This window comes from Corynebacterium bovis DSM 20582 = CIP 54.80 (genome assembly GCF_030408615.1).
Taxonomy (GTDB): Bacteria; Actinomycetota; Actinomycetes; order Mycobacteriales; family Mycobacteriaceae; genus Corynebacterium; species Corynebacterium bovis.
This window is the reverse complement of sequence record NZ_CP047187.1, coordinates 1787102-1806614: the sequence shown is the minus strand read 5'-3', so window position 1 is coordinate 1806614 and position 19513 is coordinate 1787102. Positions and strand designations below refer to the sequence as shown.

The following is a 19513-nucleotide window of genomic DNA, read 5'->3' as shown; positions in this document are numbered from 1 at the left end:
GGCCGGGGGCGCGGCGGTCGGCACCGGGCCGGGCAGCGTCGGCACTGTCGGCGTAGGGACCGTCAGCGTCGGCACTGTCAGCGGCGGGACAGGGACCGCCCGTGCAGCACGACGGTGACCGCGGTGACGACGCCGAGGATCCAGGGGCCGACGCCCTTCACCGGGTCACCGTCGGCGAACCCGACGACGCCGTCGAGCAGCTGGACCGCGACGAGGACCCAGCCGAGCACCGGCACGAGCCGCGAGCGCAGGGCGACGAGCACCCCGGCGAGGCCGAGGAGGGCCAGGCACCGGATGAGCGCGTACCAGGCGGCGGGGGAGGGGTCGGTGATCACGGTCGCGACCGAGAACCCGGTGCTCGTCAGGGCGTTGACGACGACGAGGACGCACATCAGCACCCAGGTCGTCGGGGGCCCGGCGGGACGCCCCGGGCGGCGGTCGGTGGGGCGGTCGGCGGCGTGGCCGACGGGGCGGCCCGTGTCGTGATCGGAGGGGCGGTCGGTGGTGTTCATCCACCCCAGCCTACGGACACCGGCGCCGCGTCTTCACCCGCCGTCCGTGCCGGACGCCGCCCCGGGGCGTCCCGCCGACTGTGCCACGGACATGGTGCACAGGTGTGTCTGTCCGCCGCACACGGCGGGCCGGGTGCGGCGGCGGCGAGGTGGAGCGCCGGGCGCGCCGCGGGCCGGTGGCCGCGCCGCGGGAGGCGGTCAGCTCGCGCGGATGTCCCGGGCGAACGCCGCCGGGGAGAAGGTGAAGACCATGATCTCCCGGCCCTCGAACTCGTAGGTCCCGTCCTCGGTGAAGGGGTAGTGCCGGTGGACCTGCATCGACCGGGAGTTCCCGGTGTCGACGAACGCCGCCCCGAGGTCGTAGCCGGTCAGCACGTCGGCCATCCGCGTGAGCAGCCGCCGCATGAGGCCGTGGCCCTGGTAGTCCGGGTCGATGACGACCGGGCCGTACATCGCCCACCGCGCGTCCGGGTGCGCGGACTCCATGTACCCGACGAGCGCCCCGCGGGCACCCGGGTCGCCGACCTGCGGCCGCGAGGTCACGCAGAACGCCGCGACCCGGCCGTTCGTCGTGTCCTCGGCGACGATGACCCCGGTCCCGGCCTCGAACTCGGCGAGGAGCTCGTCGTTCATCCGCCCCTGGACCCAGCCGCGCTCGGCCCGCTGCGCCTCGGTGAGGTTCTCGCCCCGCGCCTCGTCCATCATGTCGATGATCTGCCGGCGGTCCTCCGGCCCTGACATCCTCAGTTCAATCGTCACCCGTGCGTCCCTCCGGACGGCCGTCCGTCGCCGTCACTCGCTGTCGTTCACCAGAAGTGTCACACCGGCACAGACCGGTGCGGAACCAGTGTAAGACAGGACGGTAGGTGACGCGTCACTGTGGTGCGGGACGCGTCGAACCGCAGGCCGGGGTCGGCAGCATTGACGGAGCCCCCCGGGTCGGCGTAGACTGGGCACATGGCAACCTTCGCACTCCAGAACCCCAGCACCGGACAGACCGAACAGACCTTCGACCGCATCGACGACAGCGACCGGGACGCGATCCTCGACCGGTCCACCGCCGCCTTCCGCACGTGGAGCGGGATGAGCATCGACGACCGCGCCGCGGTCCTCCGCCGCGTCGGCGACCTCTACGACGAGAAATCGGACGAACTCGCGGAGTACATCGGCCGCGAGATGGGCAAGCTCACCGAATGGGCCAAGGGTGAGGTCGCCCTCGTGGCGGACATCTACCGCTGGTACGGCGAGCATGCCCACGAACTCCTCGCGGAGAAGGAGCTCCCCGCCCAGGGCGCGCTGCGCTCGTACGTGGTCAAGAAGCCGATCGGCCCCCTCCTCGGCATCATGCCGTGGAACTTCCCCTACTACCAGGTCGCCCGGTGGGCGGCCCCGAACCTCCTGCTCGGCAACTCCCTCGTGCTCAAGCACGCGTCGCTGTGCCCCCTGTCCTCGCAGGCGTGCCAGGACCTCCTCGTCGAGGCCGGGCTGCCCGACGACGTGTTCATCAACATCTACGCCTCCGGTTCGCAGATGGACGCCTTCGTCGCCGACAAGCGGATCGCCGGGGTGTCCCTCACCGGCTCCGAGTCGGCGGGCGCGGCCGTGGCGAAGACCGCCGGGGCGAACTACAAGAAGTCCCTCCTCGAGCTCGGCGGCAACGACCCGTTCATCGTCCTCGACGACGACAACCTCGAGTGGGTCCTCGACCAGTACGTCACGATCCGCATGCTCTGCACCGGCCAGGTCTGCGCCGCGCCGAAGCGGCTCATCGTCATGGACTCCTTCTACGACCGGGCCGTGGAGTACCTGGAGACGGCGATCTCCCGGCTCACCGTCGGCGCGTACGACGACCCGGACGCCGACATCGGGCCGCTGAGCTCGATCAGCGCCCGCGACGAGATCGTCGAACGCCTCGAGAAGGCCGAGCGGGACGGGTCGGCGACGATCCGCGTCGGCGGCAAGGCCGTCGACCGCGACGGCGCGTACATGGAGCCGACGCTCATCAGCGACGTCGACCCGTCCGCCGACGTCGGGTGCAACGAGATCTTCGGCCCGGTGGCGATCATCTACCGCGTCAAGGACGTCGACGAGGCCGTGGAGCTCGCCAACGACAAGTCCGAGTACGGGCTGTCCAGCTCCGTGTGGGGCAGCGACATCGAGGCCGCCCACGCGGTCGCCCGTCGCCTCAAGGACGGCATGACGTACGTCAACGAGCACGGCACGACCCTGCCGGGGCTGCCCTTCGGCGGCGTCGGCCGGTCCGGCTACGGCCGGGAGCTCGCGCAGTGGGGCGTCGGTGAGTTCGTCAACGACAAGCTCATCCGCGTCTCCCCGCAGGACACCTCCGCGTCCTGAGTGTCCGGCCCGGGGCGGGGGGCGTGCCGCGGCCGTGCCCCGCGCCCCGCGGTCCCGCGTCCTGAATGTCCGGGGGTGGGACGACGTGCCCCCGGTGTCTTGGGGGCACGTCGCGCCGGTGGTGAACACTCGGTGAACATCGCCGTGCGGTGTGGTCCCCGGGGGAGGGGGGTCCTAGCGTCGGGGACGTCACCGTCCCACCCCCTCCCCGAGGAGCGTCATGCCCCAGCCGTCGTCCCCGTCCACCGTCCCGTCGACCTCCCGCGCGGCCGGTGATCCGGGGGCGGGGCCCGGGGCGCGACCGGACCGGGTGACGGACCGGCCGACGGGGCGGCGGTGGTCGGCGGGCACGCACGGTGACGGGCGCTGCGCCCGGCACCGCGTCGCCGCGATCCTCGCCGCGTCCGCGCTGGTCAGTGCCTCGGCGGCGGTGGCCGGGCCGGTCGCCTCCGCCCTGCCTGCCGGGTCCTCCGTCGCCGTCGGCTCCGGCGGGACGGTCGTCGCCGGGTCCGCACCGACGGGCCCCGCCGACCCCGCCGACCCGGTGGCGGCCGCCGCACCCGCCGCCGACCCGGTGGCGGCCCTGCCGACGACCTTCGACCTCCAGGCGCACCGCGGCGGCCGGGGCGAGCACACGGAGGAGTCCCGGGAGGCGTTCACCACCGCCGTCGCCGGGGGCGTGACGACGCTCGAACTCGACGTCGTCATGAGCGCCGACGGCGTGCCCGTCGTGTGGCACGACCCCGCCCTCACCGCGGAGAAGTGCCGCGACACCGCCCCGGCGACCCCCGGGGACCCGCAGTTCCCCTACGTCGGCCGGGACATCCACGACCTCACGTGGGACCAGATCCGGACCGTGCGGTGCGACCTCCCCCTCGACGGGTTCCCCGCGCAGACCCCGGCCGTCGACAACCGGGTCCTCCAGCTCGCCGACGTCGCCGCGATCGCGGCCACCGACCCGCGCGTGCACCTCAACATCGAGACGAAGATCGAGGCCGACGAGCCCTCCCGCTCCGCCCCGCCGGAGGAGTTCGTCGACGCGATCCTCGGCGTGGCCCGCGCGGCGGGGGTGACCGACCGCATCATGGTCCAGTCCTTCGACTGGCGCACCCTGCCGCTCGTCCGCGCCGCGGCGCCCGGGGTGCCGCTCGTCGCCCTGTGGGACGCGACGACGTGGGTGCCCGGGTCCCCGTGGCTCGGCGGGGTCGACCCGGAGGCCGTCGGCGGGGACGTCATCGCGGGGGCGCAGGCCGTCGGCGCGAACGTGCTGAGCCCGGGGGCGGCGGCACCGACGCCGTGGATCCCGGCGGGCCCGGACGGGCTGCGGCAGTTCACCGACCGGGCCCACGCCGCGGGGGTGCGCGTCGTGCCGTGGACGGTGAACACCGTCGAGGACATGGAGGCGCAGCTCGACGGCGGGGTCGACGGCATCATCACCGACTACCCGACCCGGCTGCGGGGGATCCTGGACGCCCGCGGCATCGCCTACCGCGCCTGAGGCTCCGGGTCGGTCGCGGCGGTGCCGTCGTCCTCCGCGTCCCCGCCGAAGTCCTCCCGGAGGAACGCCGCGACGACCTGCCGGGAGATCCGGATGTGGAGCACGCTCACGCCGTCGCCGTGCTCGGCGAGGAACTGCGCGACCTCCCCGTCGTCGGCGAGCTGCCCCGGCCGGTCGACGGTGAGGCCCGGCACGCCGAACGGCGCGCCGATGCGGGAGAAGTCCACCCCGCCGAGCAGCATCGGGGCCTCGTCGAGACCCTCCCGGACGTACTGGTGGACCTCCGCGCCGTAGGCGCCGTCGTCGACGATGACGAGCACCCCGCGGCGGGTGACGCGGAAGAACGTCTCGAGGTCGGCGAAGCCCATGAGGGACCCGCCGTCACCGCACAGGCCGACGGTGAACCGGTCCGGCCGGGCGACGGACGCCCCGGACGCGGCGGCGAGCCCGAGGCCGATCGTCATGATGGCGGTGCCGACGAGCACGGTCCCGTGGGGGTCCGGGCAGTCGATGTACGGCGGCACCCAGCCGAGGAAGTGGCCGCCGTCGGTGGTCACGGTCCGCTCGGCGGGCAGCAGCGCGTCGAGCCGGCGCATGACGTGCCGCGGGTCGAGCAGGCCGTCGGCGGCGGTCTCCTCGAGGCACCCGGGGTCGAGCTCGTCGGACTCGGCGACGGGGAGCTCGCCGAGGGTCTCTCGCCACGTGCGGCCGCGGTCCGACGCCGCCTCCCCGCGGCACGCGTCGAGGAGCTCCGGCACGAGGTCCCGCAGGTCGCCGGTGAGCCGGTCCGTCACCGCGACCGGGGTGGGCCGCCGGACGTGGTCGACGACGACCCGGGCGGTCGGCCCGAAGATCGTGCCGAGGACGCTCTGGAAGGAGTTCAGCCCCGCGCCGAGCACGAGGACGACGTCCGCGTCGGCGACGGTCCGCCGGTAGCCGGTGTGGAGGAACCCGCCGCAGATGCCGAGCGACCACCGGGAGTCGACGACGTGGCGGGCCATCGCACTCGTGACGAACAGCGCGCCGAGCTCGTCGCCGAGGGCGAGCACGTCCGCCGCCGTCCCGGACTCGACGACGCCGCGACCGGCGAGGATGAGCGGCCGGCGCGCGCCGGTGAGGAGGCGGGCCACGGCCGCGGTGTCGGTCTCCTCACCGCGGAACGCCGAGGCCGGCTGGGCGTCCTCGGACGGGGCGGTCGCCGGCGGGACCGGGCCCGGGTCGGTCACGGGCTCGGTGTCGGCGGCGAGCGGGGCGGCGACGTGGTCGTAGTGGATGAACAGGACCACCGGGCCGCGGGACCGGGCGGCGACGGTGAAGGCCCGCTCGGCCGCGGCCGTCGCGTTCGTCGGGGTGGCGGTGACGACGGTCACGCCGAGGGCGGCGGTGATCGCCCGCTGGTCGACGTCGATGGGGCGGGGGCCGTCCGAGGGGATGTCGGAGACGACGTACACGACGGGGATGCGCGCGTTGACGAGCTCCGTCAGGGGGGTCAGGGCGTTGGTGAAGCCGGGGCCGTACGTCGTCGTCGCCACGGCGACGCCGCCGCCGGCGCGGGTGAAGGCGTCCGCCATCGTCACCGCCCCCGCCTCGTGGCGGGCGGCGGTGTAGGGGAAGCCGGCGGAGGTCAGGGCGCTGACGAGGTGGATGTTGCCGTTGCCGACGACGCCGAAGACGTGGTCGGCCCGCTCGCGGATGACGGCGGCGACGGCGTCGGAGACGGTCGCGGGCGCCGGGGCCCCGTCGGTGCGGTCGTGGCGGTCGTGCTGGTCGGTGGTCTGGTGGTCGGGTCCGTGGCCAGGGTCCTGGCGGCCCGGTGTGGTGGTGGTCTTCACCCGACACAGGGTAGCTTCAGATCTCGTGCCCCGCGGGGGTTTCGGCGTCGCCGCTGGTCCCTGCGGCACCGCACCCGTCCCGCGTACGGTGGGGGCCGTCAACCTGAACCGACACCCGGCACCCGCCGGGACAAGGAGTGAGTGGTCCCATGGTCCAGACACAACGGCAGTCCCGCACGGTCACGGTCATCGGCGGTCACGGCGCGGTGGCGCTCCGGGCCACCCCGATGCTCGCGGAGGCCGGGCACACGGTGCGCTCCGTCATCCGGTCGGACTCCCAGGCCGACGACGTGCGGTCCGCCGGCGCGGAGCCGGTCGTCACCGACGTCACGACGCTCGACGTCGCGGAGCTCACCGACCTGTTCGCCGGCCAGGACGTCGTCGTGTGGTCGGCGGGGGCCGGCGGGTCGGCGTCCCCTGAGCGGACGACGGAGGTCGACCGGGACGCCGCGGTCCGCACGATGGAGGCGGCCGCCGCCGCGGGGGTCGGCCGCTACATCATGGTCAGCTGGATCGGCTCCTCCCGGGAGCACGGCGTGCCCGCGTCGGCGGACCTCCACGCCTACGCCGAGGCGAAGGTCGCGGCGGACGCGGCCCTCATGGACAGCGACCTCGACTGGACGATCCTCGGCCCCGGCCGGCTGACGTCGGACCCGGGGGAGGGGCAGATCCGGGGCGTGAGCTTCGACGACCGTCTCGCCCCGGGCACGGACACCTCCCGGGAGAATGTCGCCGCCGCGGTCGCCGCGGCCGTCGACGGGCACGGGTCCCGCCGGTTCGTGCGCTTCGCCGACGGGGGCGCGCCGGTCGCCGAGGTTCTCGACGACGCCCCGGACGACCCGCGCCTCTGACACCGCCGTCGCGCCCGCGCCGCGCGGGCGCCCGTCGTACCCCCTCCCGCCCCGCGCACCCCGCGCACCCCGCCGCGGCTCAGAGCCGGGGCGGCTCGCCGAGCCGCCGCCGTTCCTCCGCGATGACCTGCTCGATGAGCCGGGCCTCGGACACGTCGACGGCCTCCGGTGCCGCGTCGGCGGCGGCCGAGTCCCGGGCGAACAGGTCGAACTGCGCCCGCTTCTCGGCGAGGAGCTCCACGAGCCGCTCGTCGACGGAGTCCGGGGTGAGCAGCCGGTGGACCTCGACCGTCCGGATCTGCCCCATGCGGTGCGCGCGGGCCACGGCCTGCGCCTCCACCGCCGGGTTGAGCTGGGGTTCGACGATGACGACGCGGTTCGCCGCCTGGATGTTCAGCCCCTCGGCCGCCGCGGTGATCTGGCAGACGAGCACCGCCCCCGGGTCGGCGGCGGTGAAGTCGTCCACCGCCTGCTGCCGGTCGGCGTGGGACACCCCGCCGGCGACGGGGCCGAACGCCCGGTCACCCAGCATCCCCGGCAGCGCGTCGACGACACTGCGGAAGAAGCTGAACACGATGGTCTTCCCCGCGTCCGCGCCGTCGTCGAGAAGCTCCTGCAGCCGCTCCATCTTCGCGCTGCCCGGGGCGGAGGCCGCCTGGCGCATGTCCGCGAAGTGGCCCCGGGCGACGGCGTCGCGGTACCGCTCCCGGTCCTCCGGGGTGGGGTCGACCCATTCCTCGACGTCGACGAGCGGGGGCAGCTCGTCGAGCACCTCGTCCTGGTTGCGCCGCAGGTAGACGCCGGCGATGGCGGTGCGGAAGCCCTCCGCCCGGACCGTGTCGAGCGTGAGCCCCGGGTCGAGGGCGGTGAGGAGGGTGACGAACTCGTCGACCCGGTTCTCCAGGGGCGTGCCCGTGAGGTAGGCGACGTACGGCGACAGCGCCGTCATCGCCTGCACGGCCTGCGACTGCTGGGACCGGCTGTTCTTCGCCCGGTGCGCCTCGTCGACGACGAGGATGTCGGCCGGTTCCTCCGGGTCCGTGTACCGGGGGTTGTCCCGGATCTCCGGGAACCCGACGACGGCCACCCCGCCGCCCTGCCGCCAGGCGTGGAACGCGGCGTCCCGGTCGGCACCGTGGATGACGTGGCAGTCGAGGTCCGTGAAGCGCTCGATCTCGCGTCTCCAGTTGATGCGCAGGGAGGGAGGGCAGACGACGAGCGCGTGGAGGCGTCCGTCGTCCCCCGTGGCCTCCGGCGTCGCGGCGAGGTGGACGATCGCGGCGAGGGCCTGGAGGGTCTTGCCGAGGCCCATCTCGTCACCGATGAGGGCCTTGCGCTGCGCGAGGATGAACTTCGCGCCGAAGGCCTGGTAGCCGCGCAGGGACGCGTGGAGGGTGCCGCGCAGCGTGATCCCCGCGATGCGCTCGGCGACCTCCTCCGGGACGTCGCCGCCGGTCACCCCGCCGCCGGCCCAGGCGTGGAAGTCCGCCGCGCGGACGGCGTAGAGGTTCCACGCGTCCTCGGCCGTCATCGCGTCGACGTCGGGCAGCGTCGGCACGTCGTCGGGCCCGAGCCACCGGACCGTCCCGGCGACGGCCACCGCCGTGCCCTCCGGAACCCGGGGGATGTGGAGCGGCACCTCGGGTGCGTCGCGCAGGGCGTCCCGGAACGTGAGCAGCCGGGCGAGGGCGAGGACGTAGGGGGTGGAGGGCCCCTTGTCGCGGTAGTCGATGACGGGGGTCTGGGAGTTCTCGACGTCACGGATGTACGCGCGGGCCGCGGCGACGGACTGCGTCGCCGTCTTCTCGCCGACGCCGTCGATGCGCTCGAGGTCCTCGGGCCGCGCGTCGGCGATCTGGCGGAGGGTCAGGCCGCGCAGGGCGCCGAGCCGCAGCCGGGACCCCGTCACCGTGTCGAGCACCGAGATGTCCGTGCGGGCGATCTCCGCCTCCGCCTGGCGGGCCGTGACCGCGCGCAGCGCCGTCGCGACGTCGGACTCCAGGCGGTCGGCCGTCGCGAGGGCGCGGGTGAGCGCGGCCACCGCGTCGGCGTGGGCGTCGACGGTCGCGGCGTCGACCCAGTGGACGTCCGCGCCGGTGGTCCGGCGCAGGTCGGCGGCGACGGCGGGGCGGTGGCGGTCGATGTCGAGGTAGACCCACTCGTTGCGGTCCGTGGAGCCGAGGCGGGCGTCGATGCCGCTGTACGCCTGGTGGAGCGCGTCGACGTCGAGCGAGCGCATCCACTCCAGCGCCCGGTCGCCCTCGACGGGGCCGCGGAACCAGCGGGCGATCCGGCCGGTCGACGCCGCCGCCCGCGCGAGGTCCGCCGTGCGGGCGAACTCCGCCGGGGTGGGCAGCGGCAGGGCGTCGAGGTCGCGGCGGAGCGGCCCGGTGAGCGCGGCCGTGGCCACGGGGTCGAGGGAGTGGAGGTAGGCGGCGGTCTCGAGGGAGGGGGTGAGGGCGACGACGCGGGCCTCGTCGGTGGCGAGGAGCGTCGGCGCTGTCGCGCCGCGGGTGATCGTCTCCAGCCGCCACGCCGTGGCCTCGCGGTGCTGGCAGGCGGAGAGGACGGAGGCGATGAGCGTCTCGACCGGGGAGGCGGGGGCTGCGGTGAATCCGGATGTCACCGGCACATCATAGGTCGGGGGAGAGCGGGGGGTCGGGGGAGCGCGTCCGGTCAGCGCATGGCGCGGACGTAGCGCGCGGCCATGCGGCGCTGCACGGCCCGGGCGGCGGGGCCGCCGAGGCGGGTCAGCCACGTCGCCGGGCGGGACACGGCCGTGACGGTGCCGGTGACCGTGCCGTCCGGCAGGAGGCGGGCGGCGAAGGTCTCCTCGCCGCACTCCTGGTGGCCCGGCAGCGTGCCGTACGTCATGGAGAACCACGTGCCGGTGGCGTCGGCCGGGGAGCGGACGTCGAGGACGAGGCAGGGCGACCGGGTGCCGAGGAAGTGCACGGTGACGACGTCCCCGACGGCCACGGGGCGGCCGCCGCCGGCGACCGGGCGGGCGTCGGCGGTCCACAGCGGGGCCCCGGCGGCGCGGTGGACCTCCCCGCCGAGGACCCGGTCCGCCGCGCGGAGGAGCACGTCCCGGCCGTGGCCGAGCACCGCCGTCGCGTGGACCCGGGTGAACCCGGGCCGGTCCGGCGGCGGCGCGTCGGGGGCGGCGAGCGCCCCGGCGAGCGACCGGCCGACGAGGTCGGCCGGGTACGTCAGGCGTGGGTCGCCGGGGATGCCGGGGTCGCCCGTGACGCCGGGGTCGCCCGTGACGCCGGGGTCGCCCGTGACGCCGGGGATGCCGGGGTTGCCCGGGTCGCCCGTGACGCCGGTCACCGCCGGTCCGGACCCGCCGCGCCGGAGCCCGCGCCGACCGCCGCCCGCCCGCCGGCGAGCAGCCGGTTCACCGGCCGGGCGAGCACGAGGAGCACCCCGCCGACGACGGCGCTGACGAGGAACATGACGAGGAGGAACGCCCGCTCCGCCCCGGCGTCCGACGGGTCGTAGTACCCGGCGACGGTGCCGGACAGCGCGGTGCCGAGGCTGACGGAGAGCATCCACAGCGCGAACATGCGCGTCGGGAACGCCGTCGGCGCCAGCCGGGTGACGAGGGAGTTGCCCACGGGGGACAGGAGCAGCTCACCGAAGACGAAGAGGAGGAAGAGCACGGCGAGGGCGAGCATGGGCGTCGAGTTCGCCGCCCCGCCCGCGAACGGGAGGAGAACGAGCATCGCCGCGCCGCACAGGATGATGCCGAGGCCGAACTTCACCGGGTACGTCGGCTGCCGGTCACCGAGGCGCGTCCACAGGGCCCCGGCGACGCCGGCGAAGACGATGACGAACACCGGGGAGATCGACTGCACGACGGTCGGGGTGACCTCGTGGCCGAACACGGACCGGTTGAGCCGCTGGTCGGCATACACCGCGAGGGTGGTGAACTGCTGCTGGTAGACCGTCCAGAACACGACCGAGCCGAGGAACATGGGGATGAACCCCACGAGCTTCGCCCGCTCCGGCGCGGTGACCAGCGGGGAGCGGTGCATCTGCACCCACAGGACGACCGCCGCGACGAGGGCGACGACCGCGGCGGACGTCGCGAGCTGCGACAGGGGGACGAGCCCGGTGGCGAAGACGGCGACGACGACGGCCACGACGACGACCGCCCCCACGCCCCACGGGAGGTACTGGCGGCGGGGCAGCGGGTTGGCCACCGTGTGCCCGACCTCCGCGATGATCCCGCGCCGGTTGAGGGTGTACTGGACGAGGCCGATGAACATGAGCAGGGCGGCCGCGCCGAAGCCCCAGTGGAACCCGCGCCAGCCCCAGAGCGTGCCGGTGAGCAGCGGGCCGAACAGCGCGCCGATGTTCACGCCGACGTAGTAGATCGAGAACCCGCCGTCACGCCGGGGGTCGTCCTCGCTGTAGAAGGAGCCGAGGACGACCTGGGACGTCGTCTTCAGCGTGCCCGAGCCGACCGCGACGCAGGCCAGGCCGACGCCGAGGCCGGTGTACCCCGGCAGCAGGGAGAGGCTGAGGTGCCCGATCATGATGAGCACCGCGGAGAGGAACAGGCTGCGTTCGGCGGACAGCACCCGGTCGGAGACCCACGCCCCGGCGACGCTCGTGAGGTACACGAGGCCGCCGTACGCGCCGACGATCGACAGGGCGACCTCCTTGTCCATGCCGAGGCCGCCGGCGGTCACCGAGTAGTACAGGTAGTAGGCGAGGATGCCCTGGAGTCCGTAGAAGCTGAACCGCTCCCACATCTCCACGCCGGAGAGCGTGGCCAGCCCCCACGGGTGGCCGAGGAACGTGCGTCCGGTGCCGGTGGTGCCGGAGTCTGTGGTGTGTCCGGTGCGTCCCGGGCCGGTGGAGCGTGCCGCCGGGGAGGCACCCGAGGGGACGGTGTGCGGACCGTTGTCGTCACTCATGGCTGTCAAGTACACCACTCCGGTCGGCGGATGACGGCACCAGGTTCCGTGGTGAACGGCGGGTACCCGGAAAGTGTCGGGGTCGACGGGCCCAGCGGGGGTGCGTTCGGGGGGAGGCCCGGCCCGGTGCGGTGGGCGGGGAGCCCGGAACAGAGACATCCCCCGGACCCGTGCGGGTCCGGGGGAGATCCCCTGACGTTTCAAGAGGAGAATGCCGGTACATCCTTCAGGGCCTCAATGACAGGACCCGGCGGGACATACCCACGAAAGCAGCTGTCGTATTGTGTGTCCTTTCGTCGTCCGACCGATGAGAATGACTCTAGGGAGCGATCATTGGAGAATCCTGGACCGGTACTGCGGTGTCTCTGCGGTGTCTCTGCGGCCTCACTGCGGTGACCGTGGACCCGGTCTGCGCAGCGTCCGCGGTGCCGCCGTGACCGGCCTGATCCGCCACCCGACCCACCCACCCCGACCCACCCACCCCGACCCCACACACCCCGACCCCACACACCCCGACCCGCACACCCCGCCCCACCACCCCGCACCCGGAGGACACCACCATGACCGACGCCCCGCCACCCACGCGCCGTCCGCGCCCCGACCCCCTCGTCCTCGGCCTGTCCACGGGGTTCACCGTGCTCTTCGTGGCCCTCACCGTCGTCTTCGGCGACCGCGCCCGGGCGGTCTACACCGCCGGGGCGGGCTGGCTGCTCGCGAACCTCAACTGGCTCTACATCGGCGGCGTCTCGCTGTCCCTGCTGTTCCTCCTCGGCCTGTTCGTCAGCCACTTCGGCCGGGTCCGGCTCGGCGCGGACGGGGAGCGCCCGGAGCACTCCCTGCTCAGCTGGTTCGCCATGCTCTTCGCCGGCGGCCTCGGGTCGGTGCTCATGTTCTACGGGGTCGCCGAGCCGCTGAACCATGCGTCGAACCCCCCGCTCGCGGACGTGCCGCCGATGTCCGACGCCGCGGTGGACGAGGCCGTCGGCTTCACCATGTACCACTTCGGGATCCACATGTGGGTCCTCTTCGCGCTGCCGGGCCTCGCCCTCGGCTACTTCATCTACAAGCGCAACCTGCCGCCGCGGCTGTCGTCGGTGTTCGCACCCGTCCTCGGTGGGTGGATCTACCGTTGGCCGGGGAAGGTCATCGACGCCCTGGCGATCATCGGCACGGTCTTCGGCATCGCGGTGTCGGTCGGCCTGGGCACGCTGCAGATCAACCAGGGGCTGGCGTCCGTGTTCGGGGCGCCGGTCGTGGCGTGGGTGGAGATCGCGGTCATCGTCGTCATCGTCGCCGCGGCGTCGTGGTCGGTCGCCGCGGGGCTCGACCGGGGCATCAAGCTGCTGTCGAACGTCAACATCGTCCTCGCGCTCGTGCTGCTCGTGTTCATCCTCGTCACCGGGCCGACGCTCATGCTCCTGCGCGGCACGATGGACGCGACGTCGATCTACGCGGACTGGCTGCCGCGGATCATGTTCTGGTCCGACGCGCTCGACCGCAACCCCGGCTGGCAGGGCCGGTGGACGGTGTTCTACTGGGCGTGGACGATCTGCTGGTCGCCGTTCGTCGGCATGTTCGTCGCCCGGATCTCGCGCGGGCGGACGGTGCGCGAGTTCATCGGCGGCGTGCTCATCCTCCCGACGGTCTTCACGATCGTCTGGTTCTCCGTCTTCGGCTACGCGGGCATCCACATCGAGCGCACGGAGCCGGGGTCGCTCAGCGGGCCGGTGGTGGACGACGGCCAGACGGCCTTCGCGTTGTTCGGCTTCCTCGAGCACTTCCCGCTCACCGGTGTGGTCAGCGTGTTCGCCCTCGTCGTCGTCGCGGTGTTCTTCGTGACGTCCATCGACTCCGCGGCGATGGTCAACGACATGTTCGCCGCGGGGGAGGAGGACCGCACGCCGACGGGCTACCGGATCCTCTGGGCGGTGCTCATCGGCGCGGTCGCCGCGGCCATCCTCGTCATGGCCCCCGACGGGGGCATCGACGCCCTCCAGGAGGTCGTCATCATCATCGGCTTCCCGTTCTTCCTCATGAGTGCGGTCATGATGTACTCGCTGGTCAAGGGGATGAACGACGACTACATGGCGCGTCCGGAACCGTCGACGCGCCAGTGGGGCCTCACGGACACGGCCGAGAAGCTGGAGGAGCACGAGGCCCGTCCCGCACCCGGGTACGACGATGACGGCCGGGCGCTCCCGCGGATCACGTACGACGACGACGGGGCCATCGTCATCCCCGGGGACCTGCGCATCGAGGGGGAGCTCATCGACGGCGACGGGGACCGCGGGGACGCGGGCAGCTGACGGGCGGCGTCGTCCCCCTCGGACACCTCCCGCCGACGCCCCGTCAGGGTCCCCATTACACTGGGGGTGTCACAGTGGCGTGGACCACACCGGCGGGCGACGGCGCCCGCCCTCCGCGCCCACCGCCGCCGTCCGACCGACGACGGCGGGAACGTCAACGACGACAAGGAGACAGACATGGTGCAGCGCGTTGGAGTTGTCGGAGCCGGCCAGATGGGCAGCGGCATCGCGGAGGTCGCGGCGAAGGCGGGCAGCGACGTCCTCGTCTGGGAGGGCAAGCAGGAGGCTCTCGACGCGGGGCGGGCCCGCATCGAGAAGTCCCTCGCCAAGGCCGTCGACCGCGGGAAGCTCTCCGCGGAGGACCGGGACGCCGCCCTCGGCCGGCTGACCTTCACCACCGAGCTCGCCGACTTCGCCGACCGCGAGATCGTCATGGAGGCGATCATCGAGAACAAGGAGGTCAAGGAGAGTGTCTTCCGGCAGCTCGACGAGATCGTCACCGACCCCGGCGCCGCGCTCTGCACGAACACCTCCTCCCTCCCGATCCAGGCGATCGCCTCCGCGACCGCCAACCCCGGCCGCGTCATCGGCCTCCACTTCTTCAACCCCGTGCCGGTCCTCCCGCTCGTCGAGGTCATCCCGTCCCTGACGACCGACGAGGCCGTCATCGAGCGCGTGACGTCCTACGCGACCGGGACGCTGGGCAAGACCGCGATCCGGGCGAAGGACCGCTCCGGGTTCATCGTCAACTTCCTCCTCGTGCCCTACCTCCTGTCCGCCGTGCGGATGGTCGAGGCCGGGGTCGCGACGAAGGAGGACATCGACACCGGCATGAAGCTCGGCGCGAACCACCCGATGGGCCCGCTCACGCTCGCCGACATGGTCGGCCTCGACACGTGCGCGTTCATCGCCGACGTCATGCTCGAGGAGTTCGGCGACCCGGCGTACGCCTGCCCGCCGCTGCTGCGCCGCATGGTCCAGGCCGGGCACACCGGCCGGAAGTCCGGCAAGGGCTTCTACGACTACTCCTAGGTCCGCCGGTCCCGGGGCAGCGTGTCCCGGGACAGCCGCCGCCGGGGTCGCGGGGCCGCGGCTCCCGGGGCAGCCGCCGCCGGGGCGCCCGGGCGGCACCCGTCCGGAGGTGACGCCCGCGACGTGCCCCGGCGTTTTTCGTTACGCTGGAGTCACGTACCTCAATCCCACGGGAACGTGGGCCGGAAAGGAGCTGACCATGTCCGCAAGTGACGAGCTGAAGAACAAGGCAGAGGATCTCGGTGGCCAGGCCAAGGAGAAGGTCGGCGACGCCACCGGCAACGACAGCCTGCAGAACGAGGGTCGTGCCGACCAGGTGAAGTCCGAGATCAAGGACAAGGCGAACGACGTCAAGGAGAAGGTCTCCGACGCCGCCAACAAGCTCCTCGGCGACGCCGGCGACAAGTAGGTCCCGAGACGCACGACAGCGGCCCGGTCCCACCCGCCTCAGCGGCGGGGGGCCGGGCCGTCGTCATGCCGTGGGCCGGGTGCGGCCGGGGTGGGCCGGGGTACGGCGGGGTGGGGTGCCGGTGCTTGGCCGACCGGCGGCGGGGGCGCGGCCGACCCGCAGGTGCGGCCGGCCGGCGCGGGGGCGTGGCTCAGCTGAGCTGCGCGTCGACCCCCGAGACCGCCCGGTCCACCGCCTCGAGTGCCGCGACGAGGTCCTCCTCCGCCGTGATGAGCGGGGGAGCGATGTGGAGGCGCGGGCCGCTGACCATCGGCCAGATCCCCGCGGCCTTGAGCTCCGCGGCGAACCCGGACAGGTCCGGGGCCCCGCCCTGCCCGTCGCTGAACTCGAGCGCCCAGAAGAACCCGCGGCCGCGCACGTCGGCGACCGAGGGGTGCTCCGCACCGATGCGCTCGAGCGCCGGGCGGAGGACCCGCTCCCCGAGGTCGGCGACGCGCTCGAAGATGCCGTCGCGCTCGTAGACGTCGAGGGCCGCCACCCCCGGGGCGCACGCGAGCGGGTGGCCGGAGTACGTCAGGCCGCCGGGGTAGGGGCGCTCGGCGAACGTCCCGTACACCGCGGGGGAGATGAGCACCCCGCCGAGCGGGACGTAGCCGGAGTTCACGCCCTTGGCGAAGGTCACGAGGTCCGGCCGGACCTCCGGGCCGCCGTGCTCGTAGGCGAAGAGCGTGCCGGTGCGGCCGAAGCCGACCATGACCTCGTCCGCGATGTAGAGCAGGTCGTAGCGGTCGCAGATCTCGCGCACGCCGCGGAGGTAGCCGTCCGGGGGCACGATGACGCCGCTGGACCCGACGACGGACTCGATGAGCACCGCGGCGGTCTCCTTCGGGCCCCACGCCTGGATCGTGTGCTCGAGGTGGGTGAGGGCCCGCTCGCACTCCTGCTCCTCACTGTCGGAGTAGAACTCCGAGTGGTGGAGGAAGGGGCCGTGGAAGTGCTCGATGTCCCCGTCGGTCGTGGGGTTGCCGTGCCGACGGGCCTCCCCGGTGGCCATGATCGCCGAGCCGGTCGCCCCGTGGTAGCTGCGGAACGCGGAGAGGATGCGGCGGCGTCCGGTGTGGAGGCGGGCCATGCGGATGGCGTGCTCGACGGCGTCGGCCCCGCCGTTGGTGAAGAACACGTGGCTGAAGTCGCCCTGGGCCCGGTCGACGAGGCGGCGGGCGAGTTCGCCCCGGACGTCGTCGGCGAAGGCGGGGTTGAGGTTCGTCACCCGGCCGGCCTGGCGGCGGATCGCCTCGACGAGGTCGGGGTGGTTGTGCCCGAGGTTCGCGCTGACGAGCTGGCTGCCGAGGTCGAGGTAGCGGGTGCCGTCGTAGGCGTAGAAGTGGGCGCCCTGCGCGGCGGCGACGGGCATGGGGTCGATCGTCGCCTGGGCGGCCCAGGAGTGGAAGACGTGGTTGCGGTCGTCCTCGCGGACCCGGCGTTCGGCGGCGCGGGCCTCCTCGCTGCCGGGGGTCAGGGGGACGCCCCGGGAGTCGGTGAACGACGGCCCCCTGTCCGCGGTGTCCGGGCCGGTCGGGGCCGTCCCGGTCGCGGGGGTGCCGCCGGCGGGGGCGGTCGGGTCGGAGGGGGTGGTGGAGGTCATGGTCGGGTGCGTCTCCTTCAGTCTGGATCGCGGGACCCCCGTGTGCGAGTGTCCGGTCGGCCGTCGTCAGGGGCGCCGGGGGATCGTCAGCTCGTCGGCGGGAGCATCCGGTGAGGTCTCCCATCGTAACCGCCGTCACAGCTGCCGTGCCACCGTGGCCGGTGCCCGTCGGGACCCGGCGTGACCGGCGGGACCCACCGCGACCGGTGCCCGTCGGGACCCACTGCGAGCGGCCCCGGCGGTCACTTCCCGGCGGTCATTCCCCGGCGGTCAGCCCCCGGCCGTCACTCCCCGGTGTCCGCCGGCCCGGCGTCGAACCCGAACCGCCGCAGCCGCTCCCGGTCGGCCTCCGAGGAGCTCGCGGTGAGCCGGAGCAGCTCGGAGTAGATCCCGCCGCTCACGGCGAGGTCCGCCGGGGAGCCGATCTCGTCGACGCGCCCGTGGTCGAGGGTGATGATCGTGTCGACGTCGGCGATGGTCGACAGCCGGTGGGCGATGACGAGCGTCGTCCGGCCCTCCATGAGCTCGTCGAGCCCCGCCTGCACGGTGCGCTCCGCCTTCGTGTCGAGCGCCGACGTCGCCTCGTCGAGGACGAGGACCGGCGCGTCCTTGAGCATCGCGCGGGCGACGGCGATGCGCTGCTTCTGCCCGCCGGACAGGCGGAGGCCACGCTCGCCGATGAGGGTGTCGTAGCCGTCGCGGAACCCCTCGATGAAGTCGGCGGCGTTCGCCCGGCGCGCCGCCGAGCGGACGTCCGCCTCCGTCGCGTCGGGCCGGCCGTACGCGATGTTCTCCCGTACCGTCCCGGAGAACAGGAACGGTTCCTGGAAGACGACGCCCACGCTCGCGCGCAGCTCCGCCGAGGTGAGGTCCCGGACGTCCCGGCCGCACACGCGCATGACGCCCTCCGTCGGCCGGTACAGGCCGAGCAGGAGGTTGACCAGGGTCGACTTGCCGCCGCCGGACTCGCCGACGAGCGCGACCCGCTCGCCGCGGGCGGCGGCGAAGGTGACGTCGTGGATGACGGGGTCGTCGGCGTCGTAGCCGAAGGTCACGTGGTCGAACTCGAGGACCGGGCCGGAGCGGGGGACGGTGAGCCGGGGCAGCGACGCCGCGTCGACCGCGGACTCCGGGACGAGCACCGGCCCGCCCCGGCGGGAGGCGGCGAGGAGGGCGGGGGACGTCGTCGGCTCCTCGAGCTCCTCCATCGCGTCGAAGTACTCCCGCGACCCGGCGGAGGCCTTCTGCGCGGTGTCGACCATCCAGCTCATCATCATCGCCGGCTGCCGGGCCATGGCGACGAGCTGGATGAGCAGCACCATGTCGCCGAGGGTGAAGTCCCCGTGGAGCGTGCGCAGGAAGAGCATGACGTAGATGGCGAAGAAGATGACGTTCATGCCGGACAGCCGGAGCACGTCCATGAGGTGCCAGTACCGGGACTGGTGGCGGGTCACCCCGACCGTCGACACGAAGTGGCCCTGGAACAGGCGCAGTTCCCGCAGCTCCGCGACGAAGGACTTCACGACCTTGACCTGGCCGACGACCTCCGCGAACCGGCCCTGGGCGGTGTCGATGTGGTCGTTCTTCTCCTTCTCCCACACCATCCACCGGCGGCTCGTCATCGCCGTGAGGACCAGGTAGAGGGGGAAGATGACGATGAGGAGCACGGCGAGCGGCCAGTAGTACCAGGCGGCGACGGCGAGGACCATGACGATCGTCATGATCATCGAGATGAAGCTGTTCGCCATGCTGTTGAGGAACTCCGTCAGCCCGAGGATCGACCGGTCGAGCCGGGAGATGATCGTGCCGGTGACCTGCGTGTCGAAGTAGCGCTGCGGCAGGCTGAGGAGCTTGGCGAAGTAGCGGCTGGACAGGATCTGGCGCATCCGCACGGCCATGACGTCGCCGAACCACCCGCCGATGTTCGACGTCAGCGTCGTCGCCAGTTCGACGGCGAGGAGGCCGACGGCGAGGAGGATGACGGTGCGGGTCGCCGCGTCGACGTCGAGGTCACCGGAGACCCCCGCGACGATCGTGTCCGTCGCGTGCTTGACGATGAACGGGCCGGCGAGCGTGAACACCGAGGTCAGGGCGCTGGTGACGACCACGACGAGGTAGAACGGCCACAGCTCCCGCATGGACCGG

14 protein-coding genes are annotated in these 19513 nt (G+C 73.4%); 6 read left to right on the top strand and 8 right to left on the bottom strand.

Annotated features, from left to right (window positions below):
* Positions 1-77 precede the first annotated feature (77 nt).
* Together CBOVI_RS07320 and CBOVI_RS07315 are read right to left on the bottom strand one after the other, a co-directional pair.
* Entirely contained in the window at positions 78-512 is a 435-nt protein-coding gene (locus tag CBOVI_RS07320) for a hypothetical protein (RefSeq protein ID WP_010270206.1), read from the bottom strand.
* 198 nt (positions 513-710) lie between these two features.
* A complete protein-coding gene (locus tag CBOVI_RS07315) occupies positions 711-1253 on the bottom strand; it encodes a GNAT family N-acetyltransferase (RefSeq protein ID WP_010270204.1) in 543 nt (180 codons plus the stop codon).
* 216 nt (positions 1254-1469) lie between these two features.
* Here CBOVI_RS07315 and CBOVI_RS07310 point away from each other — a divergent pair, with 216 nt between their 5' ends.
* Both CBOVI_RS07310 and CBOVI_RS07305 read left to right on the top strand, forming a co-directional pair.
* Complete coding sequence (locus tag CBOVI_RS07310; RefSeq protein WP_010270201.1) at positions 1470-2867, top strand: NAD-dependent succinate-semialdehyde dehydrogenase; 1398 nt, start codon at positions 1470-1472, stop codon at positions 2865-2867.
* A gap of 220 nt (positions 2868-3087) precedes the next feature.
* Positions 3088-4365, top strand: coding sequence for a glycerophosphodiester phosphodiesterase family protein (locus CBOVI_RS07305; RefSeq protein ID WP_125187287.1), 1278 nt, complete (start codon positions 3088-3090; stop codon positions 4363-4365).
* Here CBOVI_RS07305 and CBOVI_RS07300 read toward each other — a convergent pair.
* Positions 4353-6197 carry a thiamine pyrophosphate-binding protein gene (locus CBOVI_RS07300; protein ID WP_010267332.1) on the bottom strand — a complete coding sequence of 615 codons (1845 nt, stop codon included), beginning with the start codon at positions 6195-6197 and terminating at the stop codon, positions 4353-4355. The two genes, CBOVI_RS07305 and CBOVI_RS07300, sit on opposite strands and share 13 nt — an antisense overlap.
* A 149-nt stretch (positions 6198-6346) precedes the next feature.
* Between CBOVI_RS07300 and CBOVI_RS07295 the strand changes: the two genes are divergently transcribed.
* Entirely contained in the window at positions 6347-7048 is a 702-nt protein-coding gene (locus CBOVI_RS07295) for an SDR family oxidoreductase (protein ID WP_010267334.1), read from the top strand.
* Between the two features lie 79 nt (positions 7049-7127).
* Here the strand turns inward: CBOVI_RS07295 and CBOVI_RS07290 are convergent, their stop codons facing one another.
* Genes CBOVI_RS07290 through CBOVI_RS07280 form a run of 3 tightly spaced genes read right to left on the bottom strand, consistent with a single transcriptional unit; the run spans position 7128 to position 11976 of the window.
* On the bottom strand, positions 7128-9674 hold the full coding sequence (locus CBOVI_RS07290; protein WP_010272420.1) for a DEAD/DEAH box helicase: 2547 nt from the start codon (positions 9672-9674) through the stop codon (positions 7128-7130).
* Positions 9675-9724: 50 nt separating this feature from the next.
* Positions 9725-10381: a DUF1990 family protein gene (locus CBOVI_RS07285; protein ID WP_183273611.1), complete on the bottom strand. Its 657-nt coding sequence runs from the start codon at positions 10379-10381 to the stop codon at positions 9725-9727.
* Positions 10378-11976, bottom strand: a complete 1599-nt coding sequence (locus CBOVI_RS07280; protein ID WP_010271173.1) for a peptide MFS transporter — start codon at positions 11974-11976, stop codon at positions 10378-10380. The genes CBOVI_RS07285 and CBOVI_RS07280 overlap by 4 nt, the downstream gene beginning before the upstream one ends.
* A gap of 560 nt (positions 11977-12536) precedes the next feature.
* Between CBOVI_RS07280 and CBOVI_RS07275 the strand changes: the two genes are divergently transcribed.
* The 3 genes from CBOVI_RS07275 (at position 12537) to CBOVI_RS07265 (ending at position 15723) form a co-directional block, all read left to right on the top strand.
* Positions 12537-14282: a BCCT family transporter gene (locus tag CBOVI_RS07275; RefSeq protein WP_010271175.1), complete on the top strand. Its 1746-nt coding sequence runs from the start codon at positions 12537-12539 to the stop codon at positions 14280-14282.
* A gap of 177 nt (positions 14283-14459) precedes the next feature.
* Positions 14460-15314, top strand: coding sequence for a 3-hydroxybutyryl-CoA dehydrogenase (locus CBOVI_RS07270; protein WP_029157942.1), 855 nt, complete (start codon positions 14460-14462; stop codon positions 15312-15314).
* A 199-nt stretch (positions 15315-15513) separates the two neighbouring features.
* Entirely contained in the window at positions 15514-15723 is a 210-nt protein-coding gene (locus CBOVI_RS07265) for a CsbD family protein (RefSeq protein WP_125173197.1), read from the top strand.
* A 190-nt stretch (positions 15724-15913) separates the two neighbouring features.
* On the opposite strand, the gene CBOVI_RS07260 is transcribed toward CBOVI_RS07265, so the two are convergent.
* Together CBOVI_RS07260 and CBOVI_RS07255 are read right to left on the bottom strand one after the other, a co-directional pair.
* Complete coding sequence (locus CBOVI_RS07260) at positions 15914-17368, bottom strand: aminotransferase class III-fold pyridoxal phosphate-dependent enzyme (protein WP_010274899.1); 1455 nt, start codon at positions 17366-17368, stop codon at positions 15914-15916.
* Positions 17369-17652: 284 nt separating this feature from the next.
* On the bottom strand, positions 17653-19506 hold the full coding sequence (locus CBOVI_RS07255) for an ABC transporter ATP-binding protein (protein WP_043363492.1): 1854 nt from the start codon (positions 19504-19506) through the stop codon (positions 17653-17655).
* Positions 19507-19513: the final 7 nt, after the last annotated feature.

Bases quoted from the DNA above. Each gene is read 5' to 3' on its own strand.
- CBOVI_RS07305 (WP_125187287.1), top strand. From the start codon at position 3,088: ATGCCCCAGCCGTCGTCCCCGTCCACCGTCCCGTCGACCTCCCGCGCG.
- CBOVI_RS07275 (WP_010271175.1), top strand. From the start codon at position 12,537: ATGACCGACGCCCCGCCACCCACGCGCCGTCCGCGCCCCGACCCCCTC.
- CBOVI_RS07315 (WP_010270204.1), bottom strand. From the start codon at position 1,253: ATGTCAGGGCCGGAGGACCGCCGGCAGATCATCGACATGATGGACGAG.
- CBOVI_RS07320 (WP_010270206.1), bottom strand. From the start codon at position 512: ATGAACACCACCGACCGCCCCTCCGATCACGACACGGGCCGCCCCGTC.
- CBOVI_RS07280 (WP_010271173.1), bottom strand. From the start codon at position 11,976: ATGAGTGACGACAACGGTCCGCACACCGTCCCCTCGGGTGCCTCCCCG.
- CBOVI_RS07310 (WP_010270201.1), top strand. From the start codon at position 1,470: ATGGCAACCTTCGCACTCCAGAACCCCAGCACCGGACAGACCGAACAG.
- CBOVI_RS07260 (WP_010274899.1), bottom strand. From the start codon at position 17,368: ATGACCTCCACCACCCCCTCCGACCCGACCGCCCCCGCCGGCGGCACC.
- CBOVI_RS07270 (WP_029157942.1), top strand. From the start codon at position 14,460: ATGGTGCAGCGCGTTGGAGTTGTCGGAGCCGGCCAGATGGGCAGCGGC.
- CBOVI_RS07255 (WP_043363492.1), bottom strand. From the start codon at position 19,506: ATGCGGGAGCTGTGGCCGTTCTACCTCGTCGTGGTCGTCACCAGCGCC.
- CBOVI_RS07295 (WP_010267334.1), top strand. From the start codon at position 6,347: ATGGTCCAGACACAACGGCAGTCCCGCACGGTCACGGTCATCGGCGGT.
- CBOVI_RS07265 (WP_125173197.1), top strand. From the start codon at position 15,514: ATGTCCGCAAGTGACGAGCTGAAGAACAAGGCAGAGGATCTCGGTGGC.